Below are 20743 nucleotides of genomic sequence, written 5' to 3'. Positions count from 1 at the left end.
GACACCTTGTCTAAGTTGAAATGTTAGCTAGGCGAGTTTTAATTCACTAAAGAGCTCAAATAACTGGTTCGATTTATACGGCTTAGGTAAATAAGCATCCATGCCTGCCGCAAAACAGTTGTGGATGTCTTCTTCCAAAACACTCGCAGTGAGTGCGATAATCATCGTTTTTTCGCGTCCTGCTTTCTTTTCCCAACGACGAATTTCTTTCGTCGCGGTCAGTCCATCCATCACGGGCATCATGCAGTCCATTAAAATTGCATCGAATTCTTCTCCCTTTGTGATGGCTTCTAACGCTTCTTGACCGTTGCTTGTTATCAAATAGTCATAACCTGCTTTATCCAGAAAAAAACTCGCTATTTTCTGGTTCATCAAATTATCCTCCGCAATTAAGATCCTCCGATGAGAGCGCGACGCTCGATATTCAGAGCTGACAACATTATTGGTGACATTGTCACTTGATATAGTCTTTTCAACCTTAGCTAAATCATCAATGACATGCTTAAATCGATTGCCAAGGAAAGGTAATGTGAGTACGGCATGTACTTTTTCTGCATTTTCGTAGGGAGTGGATAAATGATGCTGGCAAATAATCACACGGCGAAGATCGTAATTAAATGATAGATTATCCAAGATTTCATCGGTATTAGCGTCGTTACTGTGGCACAGAAATATGACATCAAAGTCATCATTTATCGCTTGCACTTCATTCACATTATTAACACCAAAGAGATTGATTTTCGCTAAGCGACACTCTTTTAATACTTGGTCGGCGTAGTCGTAATTTGAGCAGATCAAAAGCCCTTTATTAATCACCTCCGAACGCCAGCCAAACACCGGAATTGCTTCAACCTCAATCGAGAATTCAAAGCATGTGCCCACTCCTTTTGTAGATGTTGCTACGAGCTTGCCCCCCATCATCGACACAAGCTGACAACAAATTGCCAAACCCAACCCTGTGCCGCCAAATTGCCTCGACACTCCTTCATCTTCCTGAGTAAAGGGTTCAAAAATCGTGGTTAACTTATCTTGATCAATGCCTATTCCGGTATCTTCTACTTTAAACGTCAGCACTCCACGTTCTTTCTCAAGTAACTCTTCATAACTAACATCAACGCATACATGCCCACTTTCGGTAAACTTAACCGCATTCGATACCAGATTCGTAACTACCTGTTTGACACGATGATCATCGACCATCACGCGAATGGGGATATTTTCAGCTAAATTAATACCTAACTTTAGCTGTTTAGATGTTGCTTTGGATTGGAATAAAATCATCGACTGATACACGACTTCTCGGATATCCGCTTCTACTAATGACAGCTCCAATCGTCCAGACTCGATTTTAGAGAGATCCAATATATCGTTAAGTAAAGTAAGCAGTGTTTGAGATGAGGAGTCAATGTCATCAACAACTTCTTGTTGATGCGAAGACAACTCACTTTGAGAGAGTATTTCTGTCATGCCCATGATCCCGTTAAGGGGCGTGCGTATTTCATGTGACATGTTGGCAAGAAACACAGACTTTGCACGATTAGCCGATACTGCTGACTCTTTTGCATGCAGTATTTCTTCAGTTTGTCTCTGCATTTCTTCAACCACTCGATTCACTTGCTGAGCAAAAATGGTCAGTTCATCACTTCCATCAACTTTGACTTTTGTTTGCTTCTCTTCGGAGTTGATCAACGCGTTTAAAGTATGAATGATCGCATCGAGTTTGCTGTTAACTCGGAACCAAGTACTAAATCCGAGCCAACAAAGCAGGATAACCACTAAGGCGACGCCAAAACTGATCATCGCTATATTGGCCTTTTGTTCATGAACCTGCGTGAGAAGCGACTGCTCAGTTTGTTTGGTGAACCCATCAATGAGCACTTGTAAGCGCTGCACACGAAAATCGAGTTCTTTTAAATACGCGGCGTAGTCACTTTGTGACATGTCTCCTGAGATTAATTGTCCGCGAGACGCCAAGTTTCTCTGATATCTCGGCGAAGTAAACAAGCCAAGCAATTTATCCACTTGCTCGTATGACCCACCTAAGTTTAAAAACGCATCCAAATTTTGCTGCTGTCGGTCTATCGCCTGATAAAACATACTTTGACTTAGCCGACTCTTAGGGTCTTGGACTAAACGGTTCGTCAGCCAAGCTTCTTTCTGTGTCCAAAAAGAGAGCTGAGCAAGGTAGGCAATAAAATTTTGCATGCGAATGCCATCGTCACTGCCATACCATTGATGATTTTGCAACAAAGAGCGCGACATATTTTGGAGCTGTTGAAATGCCCAATCACCCAGGTCGTCCATCTCACTCAATCTACCTGACAATACCCCCAGCATGGCTTCTTTCAGTTCATCAGCATACTCAGCAGTATTAGGGTTACTCACAAACTTTTGATGCAAAGAAGAAATAACTTCACCTTGTTCTTCAATATTAATGGCTGCAGAGACTTGAAGATCAGGCTGTCGGCGTACTTTCTCTATGGAGTAAATAAAGTGGGAGGCCTTGGATATCAATTGGAAACCTTGAATATTGCTAACCGTTTGATTGAGACGGCTCACGCGCAACGCATTATCAGAAAACTGCTGAACTGCAAATACCACTATTACCACAGCGGGTAATAGTGCGAGGAGTGCTAAGCGTGTTTTTATTGATAATCTCAACATCCATCAGCCTAATGGTTGATTTCATCCGTTTATTTAATATTAGACTAGTTTCTTGCATTGAAAGGCATATACGACATTGTTACTTTCAAACAACATTCACCTACCTAGATTATGGTTATTGTGAGTGTTTTATCATCGGCTAATGAAGTGGCAATTGTGATTCAAGTCATATTTTTTGATCTTAAAGTTGGATGCAAACAATAAAGTTTCACTCACAACTAAGAGTCGCATCACTTTTCAGGAAATCATCTATTGTATGTTTACCTATTGAGTTGCCTTATCGAGTTAAATCACACAAAAATGCAAAATATCCATTTTTGTCAACAAAACTAATTTGAAAGCAAACGTTATCATCGCAAAAAAAGTAAGTTACTTTCTAAATGTCAATACGTGAAAACCACTGCTTTAGTCACATTAATCCACCACTAACGTCCCCTTAAGTAGTGTTTTACACTGGATTTAATTTTCCTAGCAGAATAAGGACTCCGACCTTAGAATCCGCACACATAACTATTACAACCCGATTACATAACCCACCACACTCTTGCACGCTGCCGAAGAGGCAACAGCAGAGAGTATGGTTAGCCCCCAAAACGTGAAAGGTCTAATACAACAATGAGTCCAGAGAAATATCTCCAAGACTGGCAAACTAGCCAAACGATTGCTGAATCTATTTCCCCTCTAATTGGTAAGCTATATCGTCAAAAAGGAATCGAAGTGGTTCTGTTTGGTAAAACGCTTATTAATGCTACTACTATAGACATTCTCAAAACTCATCGCGTTGCAAGACGTTATACCGGTAACCCACTTTCGCTTGAGCACACGATGCCTATTATTCAAGCGCTTTGTGAAATGAGCATTTCTTCATGCCGTGTCGATGTTGGCCAATTGGCAACTATGTACTGGAATGAACATGACGATACAAGCTCTCTAAACGATTTCCTTATCACTGCACTTGATGGCGCTCGCGACGCAGATTCTTCATTGAAAGCGCGTGATGTGGTTCTTTACGGGTTCGGTCGCATTGGTCGACTACTTACTCGCCTTCTCATTGAGAAAAGTGGTCCAGGTTACCCACTAAGACTACGTGCGATTGTGGTTCGTGGCGGTAAAAAAGGCGATTTGGAGAAGCGTGCTAGCTTGTTGCGTCGTGACTCAGTTCACGGTCAGTTCAACGGTAGCATTGTTATCGATGAAGAGCGTAAAGCACTGATCGTTAACGGCAACTACATCCAAATCATCTACGCAAATAACCCAAGCGAAGTGGATTACTCAGCTTTCGGTATCAATAACGCGCTAGTTGTTGATAACACAGGTGTTTGGCGTGATTCTGAAGGCCTGAGCCAACACTTAGCGTGTAAAGGCGCAGAGAAAGTACTGCTAACAGCACCAGGTAAAGGTGACATCAAAAACGTTGTATTCGGTGTAAATGAGTCGGTAATTAAAGAAGATGACACCATCATCTCTGCGGCAAGCTGTACAACAAATGCAATCACGCCAGTCCTTAAGACTCTGAACGATAAATATGGTGTTCTTTCTGGCCATATTGAAACCGTGCACTCATACACAAACGACCAAAATTTGATCGACAACTTCCACTCTGGTGACCGTCGCGGACGTAGTGCTTCACTAAACATGGTTCTGACTTCAACAGGTGCGGCAAAAGCAGTTGCTAAAGCATTGCCAGAGCTTGCAGGCAAGCTAACAGGCAACGCGATTCGCGTACCGACACCAAACGTATCTATGGCAGTCGCTAATCTAAACTTAGGTGAAGACGTAGACCGTGATTCACTGAACGATTACTTGCGTGAAATGGCGTTGAACTCTGAGCTTTCGGCACAGATTGACTACACCGATTCAACAGAAATTGTATCAACTGACTTAGTTGGTTCTCGTCATGCAGGCGTCGTAGATGGTCAAGCGACTATCGCACAAGACAAGCGTTGTGTACTTTACATCTGGTACGACAACGAATTCGGTTACAGCTGCCAAGTTGTGCACTGTATGGAACAAATGATGGGTGTTCGTTACCAAACATTCCCTCGATAGGTGAACTTTGCTCCACAACGTTAACCACATAGCGTAGCGGACAATATCTCATATTTGTTCTAAATAATAAGCGCCATGCGCATTACTAATATTTTTCCCCGTTTATACGCCTGATCACCCTCAGGCGTTTTTTCGTTTCATTCATTTGACACTCTCCGGACAAAGTGAACGTCAGCATTCATGTTTTGTTCATGTTCACAGCATTAATCTGAGCACATAAATTACAGAGAGGTCATGATTATGAATCGGATTATTGTAACTGCACTAGCACTGATTACCGGCTTTTTTACGTTAGTATTTAGCTTGATCATTGCGATTCCGTTGACCATCGCAGCATTAATTACCGGTAAACGTATTGAAAAGCGCGTAAAGAAAATGCAGAGAGAAATACACGAAGAGTATGAGTTTAATACGGGTAAAGCAGATGCGATTGAAGGTGAATTTGAAGAGGTTCGCCGGTAAGTAAATAAGATTTAGATGAGTTTCTCTCCCCCGACAGCTCCTGAGAAACTTCTTGCTTTCACCCTGTCCTTAAAATGGCAGGGTGCTTTTTTGAAAAGCACAATATTGAATAAGCACCTAGCGGTTTATTGCTTTATCTTTTTGTTGTAGGAGGCTGTGTAACCAGCCTCCCATAAATCACCATCGACACCAGAGTATGGGTTGGATTCTTTCGGAGCGCCGCTTAGGCAAGCATCTTTGCCTTCCTTCTTAATTTCATCGATGTGATTTAAAACAAAGTTAAAGTGTTTAGGATCAGCCTTTTGTAGTAACCCGTACAAAAGGCCAAAGCCAAGCATCGTAAATACAAACAGTTCAAAAAACACCCAAATGCTCTTTGTTGAAAAGAATATCCAAGCAACGCTGCAAACACTGGTCAAAATTACTACTGGAGCTAAATCTACTATTCTTTGCATATTGCTCTCACCTTCTAAACGGTCATGAAGTCTCTACCCCTTTCATAGGGTAAGTAAGAGGAAAGTCCGTTTTTATCCAATAAAGCACTCTCGACTTAATATGCGACACTGTTAGTATTAACGTTAAGTGGCTATCGTTCTCATTATAACAATGCGTTGGAAAGTAGCTTTCACAGCAAATGAGAATATGAACCAAAGTAACACTATTGATAATATTAATTTTAGCAACGTTTAGCGTCAGAATTACGTAAATTGTGTAAGGGTTACTGAGAGTAGACAAAAAAGCAGCCACACGGGCTGCTTTTAGTATTTCTGTCTTGCGAGCTTGTCTATACCGTTACGACCACTCTAAGAGCCAGCAGCATGAGTACTACTCCTGACAAACGATCAATCAACACTGCCTTAGAGCGAATTCTGTCAACGACTTTAGAGCTCGATAGCACTAGGGTAATAAAGGTGTACCAAAGCCCATCCACAACAAACGGCGTGGCAACAATGATCATCTGATTACTCAAATCATTACCGAGCGCGACAAACTGACTGAATAATGCGATAAAAAACAAAGCAATTTTGGGACTTAAAATCGAGATAAAAAAGCCTTCTCGCGCAGACTGGATTACCGTTGTTTCCTCACCTGACTCCAACTTCGCAGCCACACCACCTTTTGAACGCAAAGCATTAAACCCTAAATACGCAAGATATGCCGCACCCACAAGGCTAATCGTCTTGAACAGCATCGGGCTTTGCTGCAAAACAACAGCGAGCCCAATCAAGGTAATAAACGCATATATACCAATGCCAAACGCATGAGCCCAAGCCGTAGCTAATCCATTGATACGTCCACCAGCCAACGAGTGCTTAGCGACAATAGCTAAGCTGGGACCTGGTGACATAGCCCCTAATAAACACACGGTAAAAAGTGATAACCAAACTGTTAGTGTCATAAGAATCTCCCCTCTTTGAAGCTCACTCTATCAACGGAAGAGGTATAATTAGAAATCAAAGTTATTCATACTAATCATGACTTCAAGTCATAGCTAAACGGTGTACGTATTAGCGAATGGAATATTCAGAGATTTGCATTACTGAGCGAATCTCTTCTCGCACCCATTTATGCGCAGGATCCGTGTCGTATTTGGGGTGCCACATTAACCAATATTGATGAATAGGTGTTTCGAGTGGTAATGCTTTATGGGTTAAGTCCCAATGCTTAGCGAGGTTAACGGCAATATGTTCAGGAGCCACCATCAGGTGCTCACTTGCAACTAAGCGATTGATCGCAGCAGAGAAGAATGGAACCTTAAAGGTAACGTGGCGGGTGTGCCCTAGCTCTTTCAATGCTAAATCAGTGTAGGAATCTTTGTCTCCGCCGCCAGTCACTTTGATGTGTGAATATGAAATCAAGTCTTCAATACTGATCTGGTCCTGCTTTGCTAAAGGATGAGAAGATTTCATCAAACAAACTGATGAGTCCTCACCAATTTTAACGCTCGACACACTCTGTGGTTTTTCTGGATACATAGAAGACGCGATATGGATGCCCGTCTCATGAAGTTTATCAAGAAAGTTGGGTTGCCACAGTCGATACGCCATATCCAACTGTGGCGCTTGTTGACCCAAGTGAGAGGCAATATCGGGCAATACGTATTGCGCCACGTAGTCACTAGAAGCAATAACAAGCTCACCTTGCCACTGCCGCGGCTCAAAAGGTTGGTCATCGAGTAAATGGTCAAACTCAGCCAGTAATGCATCAAGCTTTGATTTTAACGCTATTGCTCGTGGCGTTGGTATCAGTTGATTACCTTGACGAATAAGCAGTGGGTCACCACACAGATCGCGCAATTGTGCAAGCTGTCGACTGACGGCAGACTGCGTAATGTGCAAACGGTCTGCGGTCCGGCTGACATGACACTCCTCTAAAAGTACATGCAAGGATCTAAGTAGATTCAAATTAATGTTGTTTAACATATTCGCTCAGAAGGGTTTTCAACATGGCATCCATTCATGGTCACTTCACAAACAGGTTCCCAGTCGTGTTAAAGAATTCAGCTAAGACGGTATGAGTCATCAGGTTTCGAAGCTCTGGATATCGTTGAATTTGATCTCTGATTTCGTTCAAGCGAGCCATCGTAGGCACTTCGACAAAAACCATCATGTCCGTCTCACCGCTGATCGCATGACACCATTTTACGCCATCAATTTTGTATAATTCGTCCGCGTATGATTCGCAATAATACGTAGAGGTTGATTTATCGAACTTTAAGGCAAAATAGGCGCAAATCGAATCCCCACCCGAAGGCGCAATTTCAGCGTGATACCCTAGAATCACTTTGTCATGCTCTAGCTTACGAATACGGGCCGTTACCGCAGAACGAGAAAGGTTTACTTTATCCGCAATTTCAGTCACCGACAGCCGAGCGTTGTGCCTGAGCAGATCCACAATCTTATGATCAAACTTGTCCATACCGTTACCAAGCTTTCCTTATTTTTCTCATTCTATACCGATTCTAACTGCATAAGAAACCAACATTTTGTTGGAATTATTTAAAACAACCGTCATATTGACGGTTTAGTAAATCATTTTGTTATTAACATTTTGGATATGCTATTTGGCGGGCATGAGATGAGTGCTGTTATCCATTTCAACAGAAAATAGATAACACATTGAAATCAAATTCCCAACTTAAGTACTCAGCACATAAATAGCATCGCTTAAACACATAAAACGAAATAACCAGAAGCCACAAGCTTTTTCGTAATAAGCCTCATAACATTGGATGAATCAATTCGCATGGAAGAGCTCAAAAAAGACATTTCACTCACATCAGGTATCGCACAGTTATCCACCACATTAATGGGAACTGGGCTGTTTATGATCCCGGCTATCGCAGCAGGTATAGCTGGCCATTTTTCACTATGGGCTTGGATTTTATTGTTCATCGCGATTTGTCCTATTGCGCTGACTTTTGCTCAACTGGGTAAACGATACCCCAACGCGGGCGGAACAGCCTTTTTTGTACGCAAAGCCTTTAACGCCAAGCTGGAAAGTAGTGTCGCTTGGCTATTTGTTAGTGTCATTCCGGTAGGGGTTCCGGCCGCGATTGCACTCGCCGCAGGCTTTCTACAACAAATATTGCCAGAGCCTATTAGCAACAATCTGTTTGCACAAGTTCTCACGGTAGTACTTCTTGTGTTCGTCAACTTGATGGGCACAAAATCATCAGGTCATTTACAAACTCTTATTGCTTTGAGTGTCTTCGCACTTGTTGGCGCATTTTTATGGAAAGGCGACGTTAATAGCGCCGATCTTGTGATGCCCGCCATCACACAAGAGTCAATTTGGCCTATTACCGCAGCGTTAGGCGTGATGTTCTGGTGTTTTGTTGGCATAGAGGCTTTTGCCCATATGGGGGAAGAGTTCAAAAACCCTCAAAGAGATTTCCCTATTGCCATTGTGGTCGGTTGTTTTGTAGCAGGGGCTACCTATTGGGCATGCTCTGTCGTTATTTTAAAATTTGGCGCGTATGGTAACGCTCAATTTGATAACGCATCCATCCCCTGGCTTAGTGCCCAACTACTAGGCGATGGAGCCAAATGGATAATCAGCTTGATAGGTTTCTCCGCTTGTTTCGCGAGCGTTAACTTATACACACAGAGCCTAGCGCGAATGGTCTGGGCTCAAGCTCGGGAACATCGTCCTTCTAGTCCACTAGCCAAGATTTCGCGTCGTGGTGTCCCTTTCTCAGCCACCATATTAGTTGGCGGTATATTATTGATATCTTGTGTGATAGGAACCCTATCACAGCTCGATCTGGAGTTTTTCCTAAAACTCGCAAACAGTGTATTCGTTCTGGTTTACATGTTGGCGATGTTAGCCGCTTTTAAATTGCTTCGAGGATTTGGTAAAACACTTGCGGGACTGTCCCTACTGCTTTGTACCGGTGTTTTTATATGTTTAGGCTGGTCAATGTTTTATGCACTTGGCATTTTTACTCTACTTTTACTGCCTTGGAAACAGTGGCGACATAAGCGACAAACACGTGTAGTTGAATAGTCATCGCTTCCCATTTCGAAATATGTGAGCTAAACGTTGGATACCAGCGTCTATGTTCTCTAACGCGATATTGCCGTAACCAAGCACGGCACCATGCCAGTGACGTGCTTGAAAATCTGGGTGTTCATAATAGCTCAAAGGTCGCAAGATGATCCCTTCATGCTCTGCTAGTTTTATAAAACGCTGCTCATCCATACCGTCTTGCCATTTCAACGTAACATGAAGCCCCGCCGCTTGGCTAACGACGCAAACACGGTCGCCAAAATGCTGTTGAATGGATACATGCATCTGTTCATGCTTAGTTTTGTACAGTCGACGCATTTTTCGAATATGACGTAATAACCCACCTTCAGTAATAAAGTCTGCCAATGCTTCTTGTGTATGCGTCGGCGAATCACCACTTAACGCATCCTTAACCACTAAGCATTGCTCTACTGAACGTTCAGGAACTACAAGGTAGCCAAGCCGCAATCCGTTAAACATCACTTTACTGAAGGAACCCACATACAACACACGATCATCTCGACCCATTTGAGCTGCTAGCCCCTGTAAGCTGGTATAGGGACGATGAGCAAACTGAAATTCGCTGTCATAATCATCCTCGATGATCCAGCTTGATTGTTCGACCGCCCAGTTGATGATCTTTCCTCTTTGCTCGGTATTGAGTGTGGTACCCATCGGATATTGATTACTTGGTGTAATATACAGCGCATCGGCATCGCTTGAGGTCACCGCTTCCACATCAAAACCTAATTTCTCTGTTACGAACAAAGGCTCAAATTGATAGTTTTGGAACTGAATCAACTTCCGCATTTGCGCGTAACCTGGTTGCTCCATCAGAACCTTATCACCTTGTTTGAGCACTACCATCGTCGCAATCGACAACGCTTGCTGCGCCCCAGAGGTAATAATAATGCGCTCTGGAGAACAATTCACTGAACGGCTTGATGCGAGGTAGCCAGCTAAAGCACAGCGCAATGCCCAACTACCCTGAATATCTTGATTCCCCAACAAGCAAGTACGAGACATATGGCGAGTGAGTAACTTTTGCCATTGCGCCATCGGAAATGCGTCCAAATCCGGCACACCCGGTGCAAATGCGCGGTTGATATCAAAGTGAGCTTTCGGTGATGAGTCTCTCTGAACTGAACTAGGTTCAGGCAAGTACTGCTCTGGCAGTTCTACGGCAACATAAAAGCCAGAACCTTTTTGGCTGTTCAAGTACCCTTCCGCCACTAACTGTTCGTAGGCAGAAATCACGGTATTCCTACTTAGATTAAGCTCTTGTGAAAGCTTCCGCGTAGAAGGCAGCTTCCCATTCTTCACCCACAGTCCTTGAACAATTTTCTTGCGAATAGCCAAAAACAACGCTTGCTGACGCGTTCCTTCACTGTCTTTTAAATGTAGGTCACCGATATCAATCAAAGACAAACTGGATCCATCCATTAGTTAAAACTGGCTCTCTTTAAGCTACCAGTTAAACGCTACATTGCAATCAAAGAATGAGGATAAATCGCTCGTAATCGTGAGCAAGCAAGGAGAGAAAATGCTATCCAACACCAATAGAACGGAAATTAAGAAAGGCGCACATAAAGCCGTCTCTGATGTTAGCAAACTGCACGCCATCATAGATGAAAGCCTAATCGCTCATATTGCGATAACCAACGAGTCAGGCCCTGTGGTCATCCCTATGCTGGCATGGCGTGTCGATGATTACGTGTATATCCATGGTGCCAACAACAGTCGACTATTACGCTCACTCAAACAAGGAGTGCAAACGTGCTTAACCTTTACTTTGTTTGATGGTTGGGTATTGGCTCGAAGTGCGTTTCACCACAGTGCGCATTATCGCAGTGTTGTGGTCTTTGGCCAGTTTGAGATGGTGGAAGATAACCAAGAGAAAGACAGGTTGCTGAATCACTTTATTGAACAGATCGCTCCGGGGAGAACAGAACAAGTCCGTTTGAGTAATGAAAAAGAACTCAAAGCCACCATGCTGCTGCGTATTCCACTCCTAGAAGCATCAGTGAAAATCAGCAATTTTGGCGTCAACGACGATGCGGAAGACATGGACATCCCTGTTTGGGCAGGTGTCCTACCCTACCGAACCGTCGTAGGTCCGCTGCAAGCTTGTGACGATTTGTATGAAGGTATCGCAGAGCCAGACTACCGCAGTGCCTACTCTAACCGTTGGCAGGAATAAGCACCGTAAAACGTGCGCCGCCTAAGTGACTCTCGCCGACAGAAAGCTCCCACCCCAGTTGCCGCGCTGCACTGGTAGCGATGGCAAGCCCTAAACCAAAGCCTTTCATGTCGGCGTTGCGGCTTTTGTCTAAGCGCGAAAATGGCATAAATACTTCTTCTCGCATCGCCTCAGGGATGCCCGGACCATCGTCCTCAATATCGATGCTCCAGCAATCCGCTACCGTTCGAATCGTCACCTCAACGCAGGACTCACCATAACGCTTGGCGTTTTGCAGTAAATTATCGAGGACAAGGTTACCCAAAGTAGGCTGAAAGTGAATCAATTGGTTCGCGAGTTTATTTTCTGCTCTCAACATGGCGGACTCTAAGCCTAGGTAATTCATGCGGCTTTTACACCAAAGTGGCAGTTCCATGGTTTCAACAGAATCGATCCATGAGTGGTTTTTCACACTCAAGCGAGACAGCATGACAATGTCGGACGTTAAATCCGTCACGACATCAACGTATCGTTCAATATCGTCATGTAACTCTGCCTGCATTTCACCACTCGTGCGTCGAGCTAAATCCGTCGCTAGCTGAATACGACTCAGCGGAGTGCGCACTTCATGAGGAATAGCTTGAGTAAAGATGTGTGTTTGGCGCACTCGTCTCTCAATCTCTTCAGACATGCAGTTGAAGCCTTGGGCGAGCTCTTTCACGGGTTGCGAAAATTGCTTTAGCTCGACTCGCGTATTCAACTCACCAGAACCAAATTGTTGTTGCGCAGCCGTTAGTTGCCGAATTTGGCGGTCAAGACGTCGTACAGGTATGTAAACCATAATGCCTAAACTGCATACAACAACCAAAAGTAGAGTAAGTATAAATACAATCTCAGAATCTTCATTCCAATCAACGTGTGGGCTAAAGAAATCCGTTTTTTCTTTGAAAACTAAACTCTTCGAAGTGTTAGGCAAAGGGAATACCGCAGCATAGGTACTGCCATCAATAAGATAAACAGGTATCCCTTGCATACGGTACAGCAGATTACAATCTCGACAAGGCGGTGATCCGTCCCAGTTTTCAACCAATGTTAAATCAAAGATAAAGAAATCTTGCTTGCCGTTTTCGGTTAACTTCTTGTAGAGAGAATCCGGAGTGCCTCGTTGCTCAATGTATTGATCGACAAAATAAGCACCGTCACTCAAAAAAACACCGACTTCTGTTTTGCGCATGTACTCTTCCCCCATAAAGAGAAACAAAGCAACAGTCAGCGCAAGGCCAGTTACTAACCCCACATATAGACGAGTAAACAGGGAAAACATGCGTCATTTACCTGTCAGCATGTAGCCGTGGTGACGTATGGTTTTAATGGTAGCCGTATGGATATGAGCCTTAGAGAATTTCTTCCTTAGTGAGGATATACGCATATCAATCGAACGATCAGTAATACAGTATTCAATGCCTCGGGCAAGACGGCAACATGATTCACGAGATACTGGCTTATCGACATTCAGCATCAGGAGCTCTAAAATTTCAAACTCAGAACTCGTTAAACCAATATCTTTTTGCAAATAAAATGCTTGGGAGCGACGAAGACAAAGACTAATGCCATATCGGCTCAGCTTTTCTTCTTCAACGATATCAACTTGACGACAATAGCGACGCAACGCTGCTTTAATACGGGCGAGAAGGATATTGCCTTTTATCGGTTTGGTAAGGTAATCATCAGCACCAAACTTAAATAAGCTCACCTCGCTCATTTCATCATCGGTCGCAGTCAAAACAATGATAATACCATGATAAAACTTACGCGCCTCTTGACATATTTCTGCGCCATTTTTTCCTGGTAACATCAAATCTAACAGCACTAGGTCCGGCTTGAGCCCCTTAATCGTTTCTAATGCATTTTGACCGTTATCGATGACAGTTACCGTATATCCTTCGGCTTCGAGGTACATTTTGGTTAATCGAGCAATCTCTGAGTCGTCTTCTACCAGTAAGATTGTATTACCCACCATGAATCATTTACTCCACCAATATGATGGAGGGAGTATATCGCTCGTCCTATACTGCGCAACCTACTTAAATGATAATTTTAATAAAACGCAGGCTTACATACGCTTACAAACCATACATATACGATAATCCTAATCATTCTATACCCCTAAAGCCATGCAATAACCTGAGGTTTTATTCATTATCAGAATATAGCTTCACATAGAAAATAAAATTCAGAATAAAAATCCACTATATTTTTAAATATATCGAATAATAGGTCTTACCAAAAAATAATATCAACATATATGACTTAGTTTGCTTATATAGACAGGACTTTATGTTGCTTCTAAGTTTCCTGCTCTAATAAAGTCTACGAGTAACATGAAATGAGATATTCCAAATTAACACCTTTAGCCATATTTTGCGCGATAAGTCTAACTGCTTGTGGCGGCAGTGAATCTAATTCGAAACCATCGACAACGACACCTCCAACACCACCAATGCCAACATTGAGCACTGTCACAATCCCAACTGTCGTTTCTACAAAGTTTCCAGCCAAGTTAAAAGTGGCTGCTGATTCGGGCTTCACCCACTATGTGAAAATCTCCCTTTCCGAAGCAAACAACAACGATACATTTCACATTGTGGCTGTTGATGACGGTGCGAATAATGAAAAAATCTTTCGTGCAGCCAAAATCATCCAACACCTTCTCACAAACCAACCAGACTCTAAGTACGGTGCTGACAAGTCTCGTATCGCTAAGACATTAGCCGAGCGTGATGCCACACTAATGCTGACCGAAAACGACGAACAGAATGATGAGATGTTAACCAAAATCTTTATCAACGAACTGATTCGCCAAGACAAACTGAACGACGCAGTTACAAACTCGGGCTTAGCACACTCTTTTGATACGAGTTCTCTAGAAAAGTTTGTTGTAAGCATGATGGTACTTAACGAAGATGATATGGATACACTTGTCACATCTATCGCGTCAACATTAGTAACTAGTAAAGAAACACCAAACTGGCTAAGGAATAGCCAATCTTTAATGTATCGAGAACTGACAGTTGAAGGCGATTGCCATTACATGAGTAATTTTGCCGATTACTGCGCCAATCTTGGTAAAAAAGCCGAACGAGACGCCGCTTTTGAAGAAATTTTACACTTGGTCCAAGCGCAAGGTATTGCACCTAACACGGCGACTGCGGCACTGCAAAATGACATTCAAGCTCATGCGTTAAGCATCTATAACGATATTCAATCGGGCAAACCGACGGTGTGGCGCCCTACTCAGTATGACTGGGACGATTGGAAATCGGACGACTTCGATCCTGAAAGTGTGAAACAAACGGGCCCTTCATATTCTCACGAATATTTTGCTGCCGCTTTTGAAGCGTACATGGGCGTAGCAAAAGCAAACGGACATGGTTTAGATGGCTACCAAGCGTTAACGCGTGAAGAAATGCAAACCCAAGATCCACAAGCCGTTGATTGGATCAGTGGCTTATTCCACGGATACTTGCAATATACCGCGAATATCGACTCTGCGGGCGTCAAGCTCTACACAGAAAAGACAAGTCCAGGCACAGTACCTACCTTCCGTATGGCTCCCAACAAAGATGGTTTGATAGAAGCGTACACCTACAAATCTCAGTGGCTAACAAAAGTGAAGATCATTGGCGACGACGCGATGAATGTGATCGGTAATGATCAAAACAATACTTTTGAAGGCAACAGCAAAGACAACAGCATTTATGGTGAAGGCGGTATCAACACCTATATCGTGCCACACAAACTGGCGGAATGTACTGTTATCAAAGCAAAGAGTGTTTCTGTTGAGTGCCCAAATACAGGCACTGACGAGTTGTACGACATTCAGAACATCCAATTCACCGACCAAACCCTAGATGTAACCAAGCTATAAACAATGAAAAACATGAAGAAACTTATTCTATTCGCTCCCTTGCTCCTTGTTGGTTGTGGTGGCCTAGCCGTCATGGATCGTACTGATGCCGTAAAAGCACAACCAGAAATGCTGATCAAAACCGACGGTGATTTTTGGGGATTCGGTGCAGATGGCCATTTTGATTTTGCTGGTAAGTACAAAGGCAAGTATTCACGCAGTGCTTCTAACTCAAGTTGGTTTAACCGTATCTCTTTCAAAGAAGGTTCAATGGGCGCAGAAGTGACTCGTATCGACAGCGGGGAAACTTGGCTTTTGAACTGCACCGGAGGCGGTATGTCGGTTAACTACATGGGCGTCGATTTTGGTGGGAATGATCCTTACACCTGTGACATTACTCAAGATGGTAAAAAAGTCGGTGAGTTTGCGATGGAGCCAAAATCCGCTCTCATCGACATCAGCTTTGAGAAAAAAGAGACAGGCGTAGTGCGTATTGGTAGCACCCACTTTAATGTAGAAACTGTACATACTAGTCCTGACGCCATGATGGCGGTAGACATTCCATTGGGTTATAGCTTTAAGGAAGGCACACAAGAAATTGCCGCAGTGCAGACGAACGGTACCATTGTGGTACAGATGCTCCCTGAACTTAGCGAACAAAAAAAGGATGTAATTGCCATCGGCGCTGTTGCAAGTGCACTAAGTTGGCGTCCTAAGAAATAGCCACCACATAAAACGACACAAAAAAATAACAAAGCCCTCAACTTTGAGGGCTTTTACTGCTTGTACTCATAGAGATAAGTGGAGCACTACTTCTCTAATCTTCCCGTATACTGCTTGGGCGTTAATCCACGATGTTTCTTAAACATACGATTGAAGCTCGCCACATTGGTGTAACCAAGGCGCGTGGCAATGTCATCAATACTCACGCGCTTACTCAACAAACCAGCTGCAATATTACTCAATACATAGCCAGAAACCGTCGAAAAATTGAGCCCTAATTTATGCAAACGACGTTGAAACTGCTGTTCAGATAAATCAAGCAGAGAAGACACGCGCTCTAACGTTGGCAATCCATAATGGCTGCTGTAATTCACCACTTCATAAATCACTTTCAACTCATCTTCTGGGTCGGGCATATTAAGCAAATCATCCAAATCGGAAAAACTCATCGCTAGACGGTTGTCTTCTCGATGGCTCACTTGGCGAGAAGCTAGTCGGTCATCTCCCGGGAGCCATATCTCTGTTTTTGGCTGACTCCATTCCACCTCGCAGCCGAAATATTCCCGGTATCGCTCAGTATTTTTTCTCGAGCCTGAAACCTTGACACGTAAAGGCTGGTAATCTTTGCCAAGAAATTCGCGTAACACCTTAATCATAAATACCGCACAGCGGATACTATCGTGCACCTTTACTGACGTTTCTATAAACGGGTTGTGGTAAGTCCATTTGATGATTTTACCCGACTGTTCGCCAGCAAAAAACGCCCCTGATTGTAGGTTGCTCACACCATAATTCACTCGCCGAATGGTACTGGCTAAATCATTGCCGGAGAATAACCAGCGTCCCACTGGCCCTAGCGTTTGCAGTTCAATACCTCGGCTGAGACTCAACACCACATCCGGGTCACCACTAGCTTGTTCAACACAACGATACCATTCCGCAACGGCTTTTAGCGGGATCAGTGTCATTGGGTTACGAAACACCGATGCTGGGATCCCTAACTCATCCGAGTCCAAATTGTATTTAGATAACGCGAGGTTATGCATGTTTAGAATGCCCATCGCGCGAATAAACCGAACCGTTTTCATAACCAATTACATCAAATTTAATCCTATAGTGATTGAATCTGTCACAAAGAAAGCCGCAAATCAAATTCAGATCACAATACGCCAACAGTTTGATAGAGGAGTATTTAATGAGTTTACTGAGTGTCCCATTTGTCGGTACAGGCGCAGATACGGCGTTACATGTTGTCGCTGCTGTCGTTTTAATCGCGAGTGTCGCGGGCGCGTGTTACGGCTTTTGGAAAATCCATGAATTACCTATCAATAAAGCACACAGCAAAGACCATCATCAGATAGGGCTCATCACTGCGCTTACCTGGATAGGGTTTGTCTGGCACTGGGTTTGGGTGCTAGCCGTGATCTTTGCATTCGTTGATATGGAAAAAGCCATCATCAATCTGCGTGATACATGGAAAAGTAAACCGCAAACAGAAACACAGCCAAAAGAGGAAGCATAATGTTAGAAGGTTTAGCGGTATGGGCACTCTTCATCTATCTGTTGCGTTTGGTTGGCATGCCTTGGAACAAAGCAACCAAATCGTTCGCTTATCTTGGCGGCTTGGGTTGGCTAATGTTCGTCTGGGTAGGTTTGATTAACTTCACCCCGATGGATTTATCCGGCGGTTCTGTCGTGCAGTCACCACACATCCAATTGCGTCCAGATTCAACCAATGTAAAAGGTAAAGTTGACCACATTTACATTGAGCCGAATCAGAAAGTTAAAGAAGGTCAGATCATTTATGAACTTGACCCAACGCAATACAAAATCGCATTAAATCAAGCGAACGTATCCGCTGATTCTGCTCGCGTTGCATTAGCTACGGCAAAAGGCGACATCGAGATTGAAGAAGCTAACCACGAGGCGCTAGTGCAAGATCTAGAAACATCTAAGAGCCAGTTGGAAGCGGCGAAAGTTGACTACAAATTGCAGAAAAAAATGCTAGATCGTTATGTTGAGCAAAACCGAGTGGTGCAAAACACCATCACGGAAAGCGATATCGACAAACAATCGAGCACGGTAGATATGGCACGTCACAACGTGTTAACCCTTGAGTCTCAAATCAAGAAGAAACAAGTCGATATTTCCCGTGCAAAACTGGCGATTCATAAAGCGGAACTTGCAGTTGAAACCAAACAAGCCGAACTGCGCCAAGCTGAAGAGCAAATTGCAAAAGCGCAATGGGATTTGAATAGCACAAAAGTTCATGCCCCAACAGATGGCTTTGTCACCAACTTTATCCTGCGTGAAGGTCAGCGTGTATCGATGATGCCGCGTATCAACATGTACACTAACGAGAAGTATGTGCTGATGCGGGTCAACCATCAGGCGATTCGTAACATCAAACCGGGTCAGCCAGCGGAATTCTCTTCGTCCGTTTACCCAGGTAAGATCTTCTCAGCGACCGTCGAAGGCATTGTTGAAGCAACAGGTGAGTCACAAGGTAATCTACTGGGTTTCGATGATTCCGTACGTGTCACCACTGGAAAGAACTTACAGAACAAACACCACTTTGTTCGTCTTAAGATTGATGAGCCAGAAGGCTACGACATCCCTGTTGGCTCTGTTGGCCTCGCATGGGTCAGCGGTGAAAAACCGATAGGCTTCATGGCCTTCTTAGATGTGATTCGCGGGATCATCATCCGAATGAAGTCTCAACTGTACTTCTTCTACTCTATCTAAACTCGCAAACCGCCAGTTACGCTGGCGGTTTTCTTTTCATTTGTATCCAAACATATCCTTTTCCCGTATAACAATTAGTTAGTAAATAGCGGAGAAGATTCATGTCGGCAAAGGAAAGAAGCCTACCTACCCATCGCATCTCAAGATTCAGCAAGTTCGCTTCACTTGCTACCCGTGTCGCAGGCAATGTGATTGCAGAAGGCACGAAACAGATAGCCAAAGGCAACAAACCAAAAGCGAAAGACCTCTTGCTGACGCCACAGAACATCGCGCGCTTAACTGACCAACTTGCTCACCTGCGTGGCGCTGCAATGAAGCTTGGTCAAATGCTATCAATGGATGCTGGTGATGTTTTAGAACCTGAACTTGCCGATATTCTTTCCCGTCTTCGTTCCAACGCAGACCCAATGCCTGCAAAACAACTCAACGCAGTAATGGAAAGTTCGCTAGGAACGAATTGGAAAGCTGAGTTTCTGTCATTTAACTTCAAACCAATCGCCAGTGCATCAATAGGACAAGTGCACCAAGCCTACAGCGATGCGGGCGATAACCTAGCCGTCAAAGTGCAATATCCGGGCATACGGAAAAGTATCGATAGCGACGTCGACAATGTCGGTACACTGCTCAAGGTCGTTGGGTTGATTCCCGAGTCTGTCGACTACAAAGGATTGCTCGAAGAAGCGAAAAAACAGCTACATGATGAAGCCGATTACGCACGAGAGGCGCAATTTGCCATTCGTTATCATGACGCTTTGAAGGAGCACCCTCATTTTGTCGTACCGAAGATTCATACTGAAAGTTGCTCAGACTCCGTTCTCGCGATGGAATTCATTGATGGCAGTCCGATTGAGCAAATCGAACATTATGATCAGAGTACACGGGATTTTGTCATGCACAGCCTACTCGAATTACTGTTTCGAGAGCTGTTCGAATTTAAGATGGTGCAAACCGATCCCAACTTCGCCAACTACTTATATATCGAAAACACTCGTCAAATCGGCTTGCTAGACTTTGGTGCGACCCGCGAATACAGCGAACGGTTCAGTACCGGCTATCGCCAAGCTTTCGCATCTGTCGTTAACAATGACGAACAAGGCTTGAATGATGCGCTTGAACAAATAGGCTTCTTCAGCCAAACCATCCTTCCAGACCAACGCCAAGCGATTCTCGATCTAGTGAAAATGGCATGTGAACCTATGTTGGTCGATGAGCCTTATGACTTTAAAGCCAGCGGCTTAGCACAAAAGCTTCGCGAGGCTGGCACCATTCTAAGCATGGAGCAAGAATACTGGCATACTCCACCAGCAGATGCCCTATTTTTGCACAGAAAAATCGGCGGAATGTACTTGCTGGCAGCCCGTATTGGCGCAAAAGTGAACATTCGCCAATTGGTACAGCCATATCTCACCATCAACAGCGAATAGCCTATTGTTTTTCTGTTACTTTCAAGTACCTTGAGCAAGGTTAAGATGCATAGTTGTGCATCTCAATAACATGCCATA

Annotated in this window: 18 protein-coding genes; 9 read left to right on the top strand and 9 right to left on the bottom strand. The window is 43.8% G+C overall.

Annotated elements, in window-relative coordinates; translation table 11 throughout:
- Positions 1-27 precede the first annotated feature (27 nt).
- Positions 28-2664, bottom strand: a complete 2637-nt coding sequence (locus R7Z47_RS05500; RefSeq protein WP_262606687.1) for an ATP-binding protein — start codon at positions 2662-2664, stop codon at positions 28-30.
- Between the two features lie 615 nt (positions 2665-3279).
- Between R7Z47_RS05500 and R7Z47_RS05495 the strand changes: the two genes are divergently transcribed.
- Together R7Z47_RS05495 and R7Z47_RS05490 are read left to right on the top strand one after the other, a co-directional pair.
- Positions 3280-4713: a glyceraldehyde-3-phosphate dehydrogenase gene (locus tag R7Z47_RS05495; protein WP_262606688.1), complete on the top strand. Its 1434-nt coding sequence runs from the start codon at positions 3280-3282 to the stop codon at positions 4711-4713.
- A gap of 240 nt (positions 4714-4953) precedes the next feature.
- On the top strand, positions 4954-5175 hold the full coding sequence (locus R7Z47_RS05490; RefSeq protein ID WP_104976599.1) for a hypothetical protein: 222 nt from the start codon (positions 4954-4956) through the stop codon (positions 5173-5175).
- Positions 5176-5300: 125 nt separating this feature from the next.
- Here R7Z47_RS05490 and R7Z47_RS05485 read toward each other — a convergent pair whose 3' ends face one another.
- From R7Z47_RS05485 to R7Z47_RS05470, 4 genes are all read right to left on the bottom strand, one after another.
- Complete coding sequence (locus R7Z47_RS05485; protein WP_213886158.1) at positions 5301-5630, bottom strand: hypothetical protein; 330 nt, start codon at positions 5628-5630, stop codon at positions 5301-5303.
- A 329-nt stretch (positions 5631-5959) separates the two neighbouring features.
- Positions 5960-6574 carry a LysE family translocator gene (locus tag R7Z47_RS05480; RefSeq protein WP_005373611.1) on the bottom strand — a complete coding sequence of 205 codons (615 nt, stop codon included), beginning with the start codon at positions 6572-6574 and terminating at the stop codon, positions 5960-5962.
- A 109-nt stretch (positions 6575-6683) separates the two neighbouring features.
- The gene (locus R7Z47_RS05475) at positions 6684-7598 is read right to left on the bottom strand and encodes a LysR family transcriptional regulator (protein WP_262606689.1); all 915 of its coding nucleotides are present in this window, start codon (positions 7596-7598) and stop codon (positions 6684-6686) included.
- A gap of 40 nt (positions 7599-7638) precedes the next feature.
- On the bottom strand, positions 7639-8094 hold the full coding sequence (locus R7Z47_RS05470) for an Lrp/AsnC family transcriptional regulator (RefSeq protein ID WP_005373615.1): 456 nt from the start codon (positions 8092-8094) through the stop codon (positions 7639-7641).
- 327 nt (positions 8095-8421) lie between these two features.
- On the opposite strand from R7Z47_RS05470, the gene yjeH reads away from it, so the two are divergent.
- The gene (yjeH, locus tag R7Z47_RS05465) at positions 8422-9684 is read left to right on the top strand and encodes an L-methionine/branched-chain amino acid transporter (protein ID WP_017635168.1); all 1263 of its coding nucleotides are present in this window, start codon (positions 8422-8424) and stop codon (positions 9682-9684) included.
- Here yjeH and R7Z47_RS05460 read toward each other — a convergent pair whose 3' ends face one another.
- On the bottom strand, positions 9685-11130 hold the full coding sequence (locus R7Z47_RS05460) for a PLP-dependent aminotransferase family protein (protein ID WP_054574585.1): 1446 nt from the start codon (positions 11128-11130) through the stop codon (positions 9685-9687).
- A gap of 100 nt (positions 11131-11230) precedes the next feature.
- On the opposite strand from R7Z47_RS05460, the gene R7Z47_RS05455 reads away from it, so the two are divergent.
- Positions 11231-11887, top strand: a complete 657-nt coding sequence (locus R7Z47_RS05455; protein WP_005373620.1) for a pyridoxamine 5'-phosphate oxidase family protein — start codon at positions 11231-11233, stop codon at positions 11885-11887.
- Here R7Z47_RS05455 and R7Z47_RS05450 read toward each other — a convergent pair.
- Positions 11868-13190: an ATP-binding protein gene (locus tag R7Z47_RS05450; protein WP_005373622.1), complete on the bottom strand. Its 1323-nt coding sequence runs from the start codon at positions 13188-13190 to the stop codon at positions 11868-11870. The two genes, R7Z47_RS05455 and R7Z47_RS05450, sit on opposite strands and share 20 nt — an antisense overlap.
- Positions 13191-13193: 3 nt before the next feature.
- Entirely contained in the window at positions 13194-13886 is a 693-nt protein-coding gene (locus tag R7Z47_RS05445; RefSeq protein WP_262606690.1) for a response regulator transcription factor, read from the bottom strand.
- Between the two features lie 366 nt (positions 13887-14252).
- On the opposite strand from R7Z47_RS05445, the gene R7Z47_RS05440 reads away from it, so the two are divergent.
- Positions 14253-15794: a hypothetical protein gene (locus tag R7Z47_RS05440; RefSeq protein ID WP_213866822.1), complete on the top strand. Its 1542-nt coding sequence runs from the start codon at positions 14253-14255 to the stop codon at positions 15792-15794.
- A 12-nt stretch (positions 15795-15806) separates the two neighbouring features.
- Entirely contained in the window at positions 15807-16496 is a 690-nt protein-coding gene (locus R7Z47_RS05435; protein WP_213874318.1) for a hypothetical protein, read from the top strand.
- A gap of 86 nt (positions 16497-16582) precedes the next feature.
- Here the strand turns inward: R7Z47_RS05435 and R7Z47_RS05430 are convergent, their stop codons facing one another.
- Complete coding sequence (locus tag R7Z47_RS05430; RefSeq protein ID WP_213874319.1) at positions 16583-17584, bottom strand: AraC family transcriptional regulator; 1002 nt, start codon at positions 17582-17584, stop codon at positions 16583-16585.
- Between the two features lie 107 nt (positions 17585-17691).
- Here R7Z47_RS05430 and R7Z47_RS05425 point away from each other — a divergent pair, with 107 nt between their 5' ends.
- From R7Z47_RS05425 to R7Z47_RS05415, 3 genes are all read left to right on the top strand, one after another.
- Positions 17692-18018 carry an MFS transporter gene (locus R7Z47_RS05425; RefSeq protein WP_017635162.1) on the top strand — a complete coding sequence of 109 codons (327 nt, stop codon included), beginning with the start codon at positions 17692-17694 and terminating at the stop codon, positions 18016-18018.
- Positions 18018-19241: an HlyD family secretion protein gene (locus R7Z47_RS05420; RefSeq protein ID WP_262606691.1), complete on the top strand. Its 1224-nt coding sequence runs from the start codon at positions 18018-18020 to the stop codon at positions 19239-19241. Before R7Z47_RS05425 ends, R7Z47_RS05420 begins: the two co-directional genes overlap by 1 nt.
- Positions 19242-19342: 101 nt before the next feature.
- The gene (locus tag R7Z47_RS05415) at positions 19343-20665 is read left to right on the top strand and encodes an ABC1 kinase family protein (protein WP_005385593.1); all 1323 of its coding nucleotides are present in this window, start codon (positions 19343-19345) and stop codon (positions 20663-20665) included.
- The last annotated feature ends 78 nt before the right edge of the window (positions 20666-20743 follow it).

The sequence above is a fragment of the Vibrio sp. 1641 genome (assembly GCF_033339995.1).
Classification (GTDB): domain Bacteria; phylum Pseudomonadota; class Gammaproteobacteria; order Enterobacterales; family Vibrionaceae; genus Vibrio; species Vibrio alginolyticus.
This window is presented reverse-complemented; position numbering and strand designations above follow the sequence as displayed.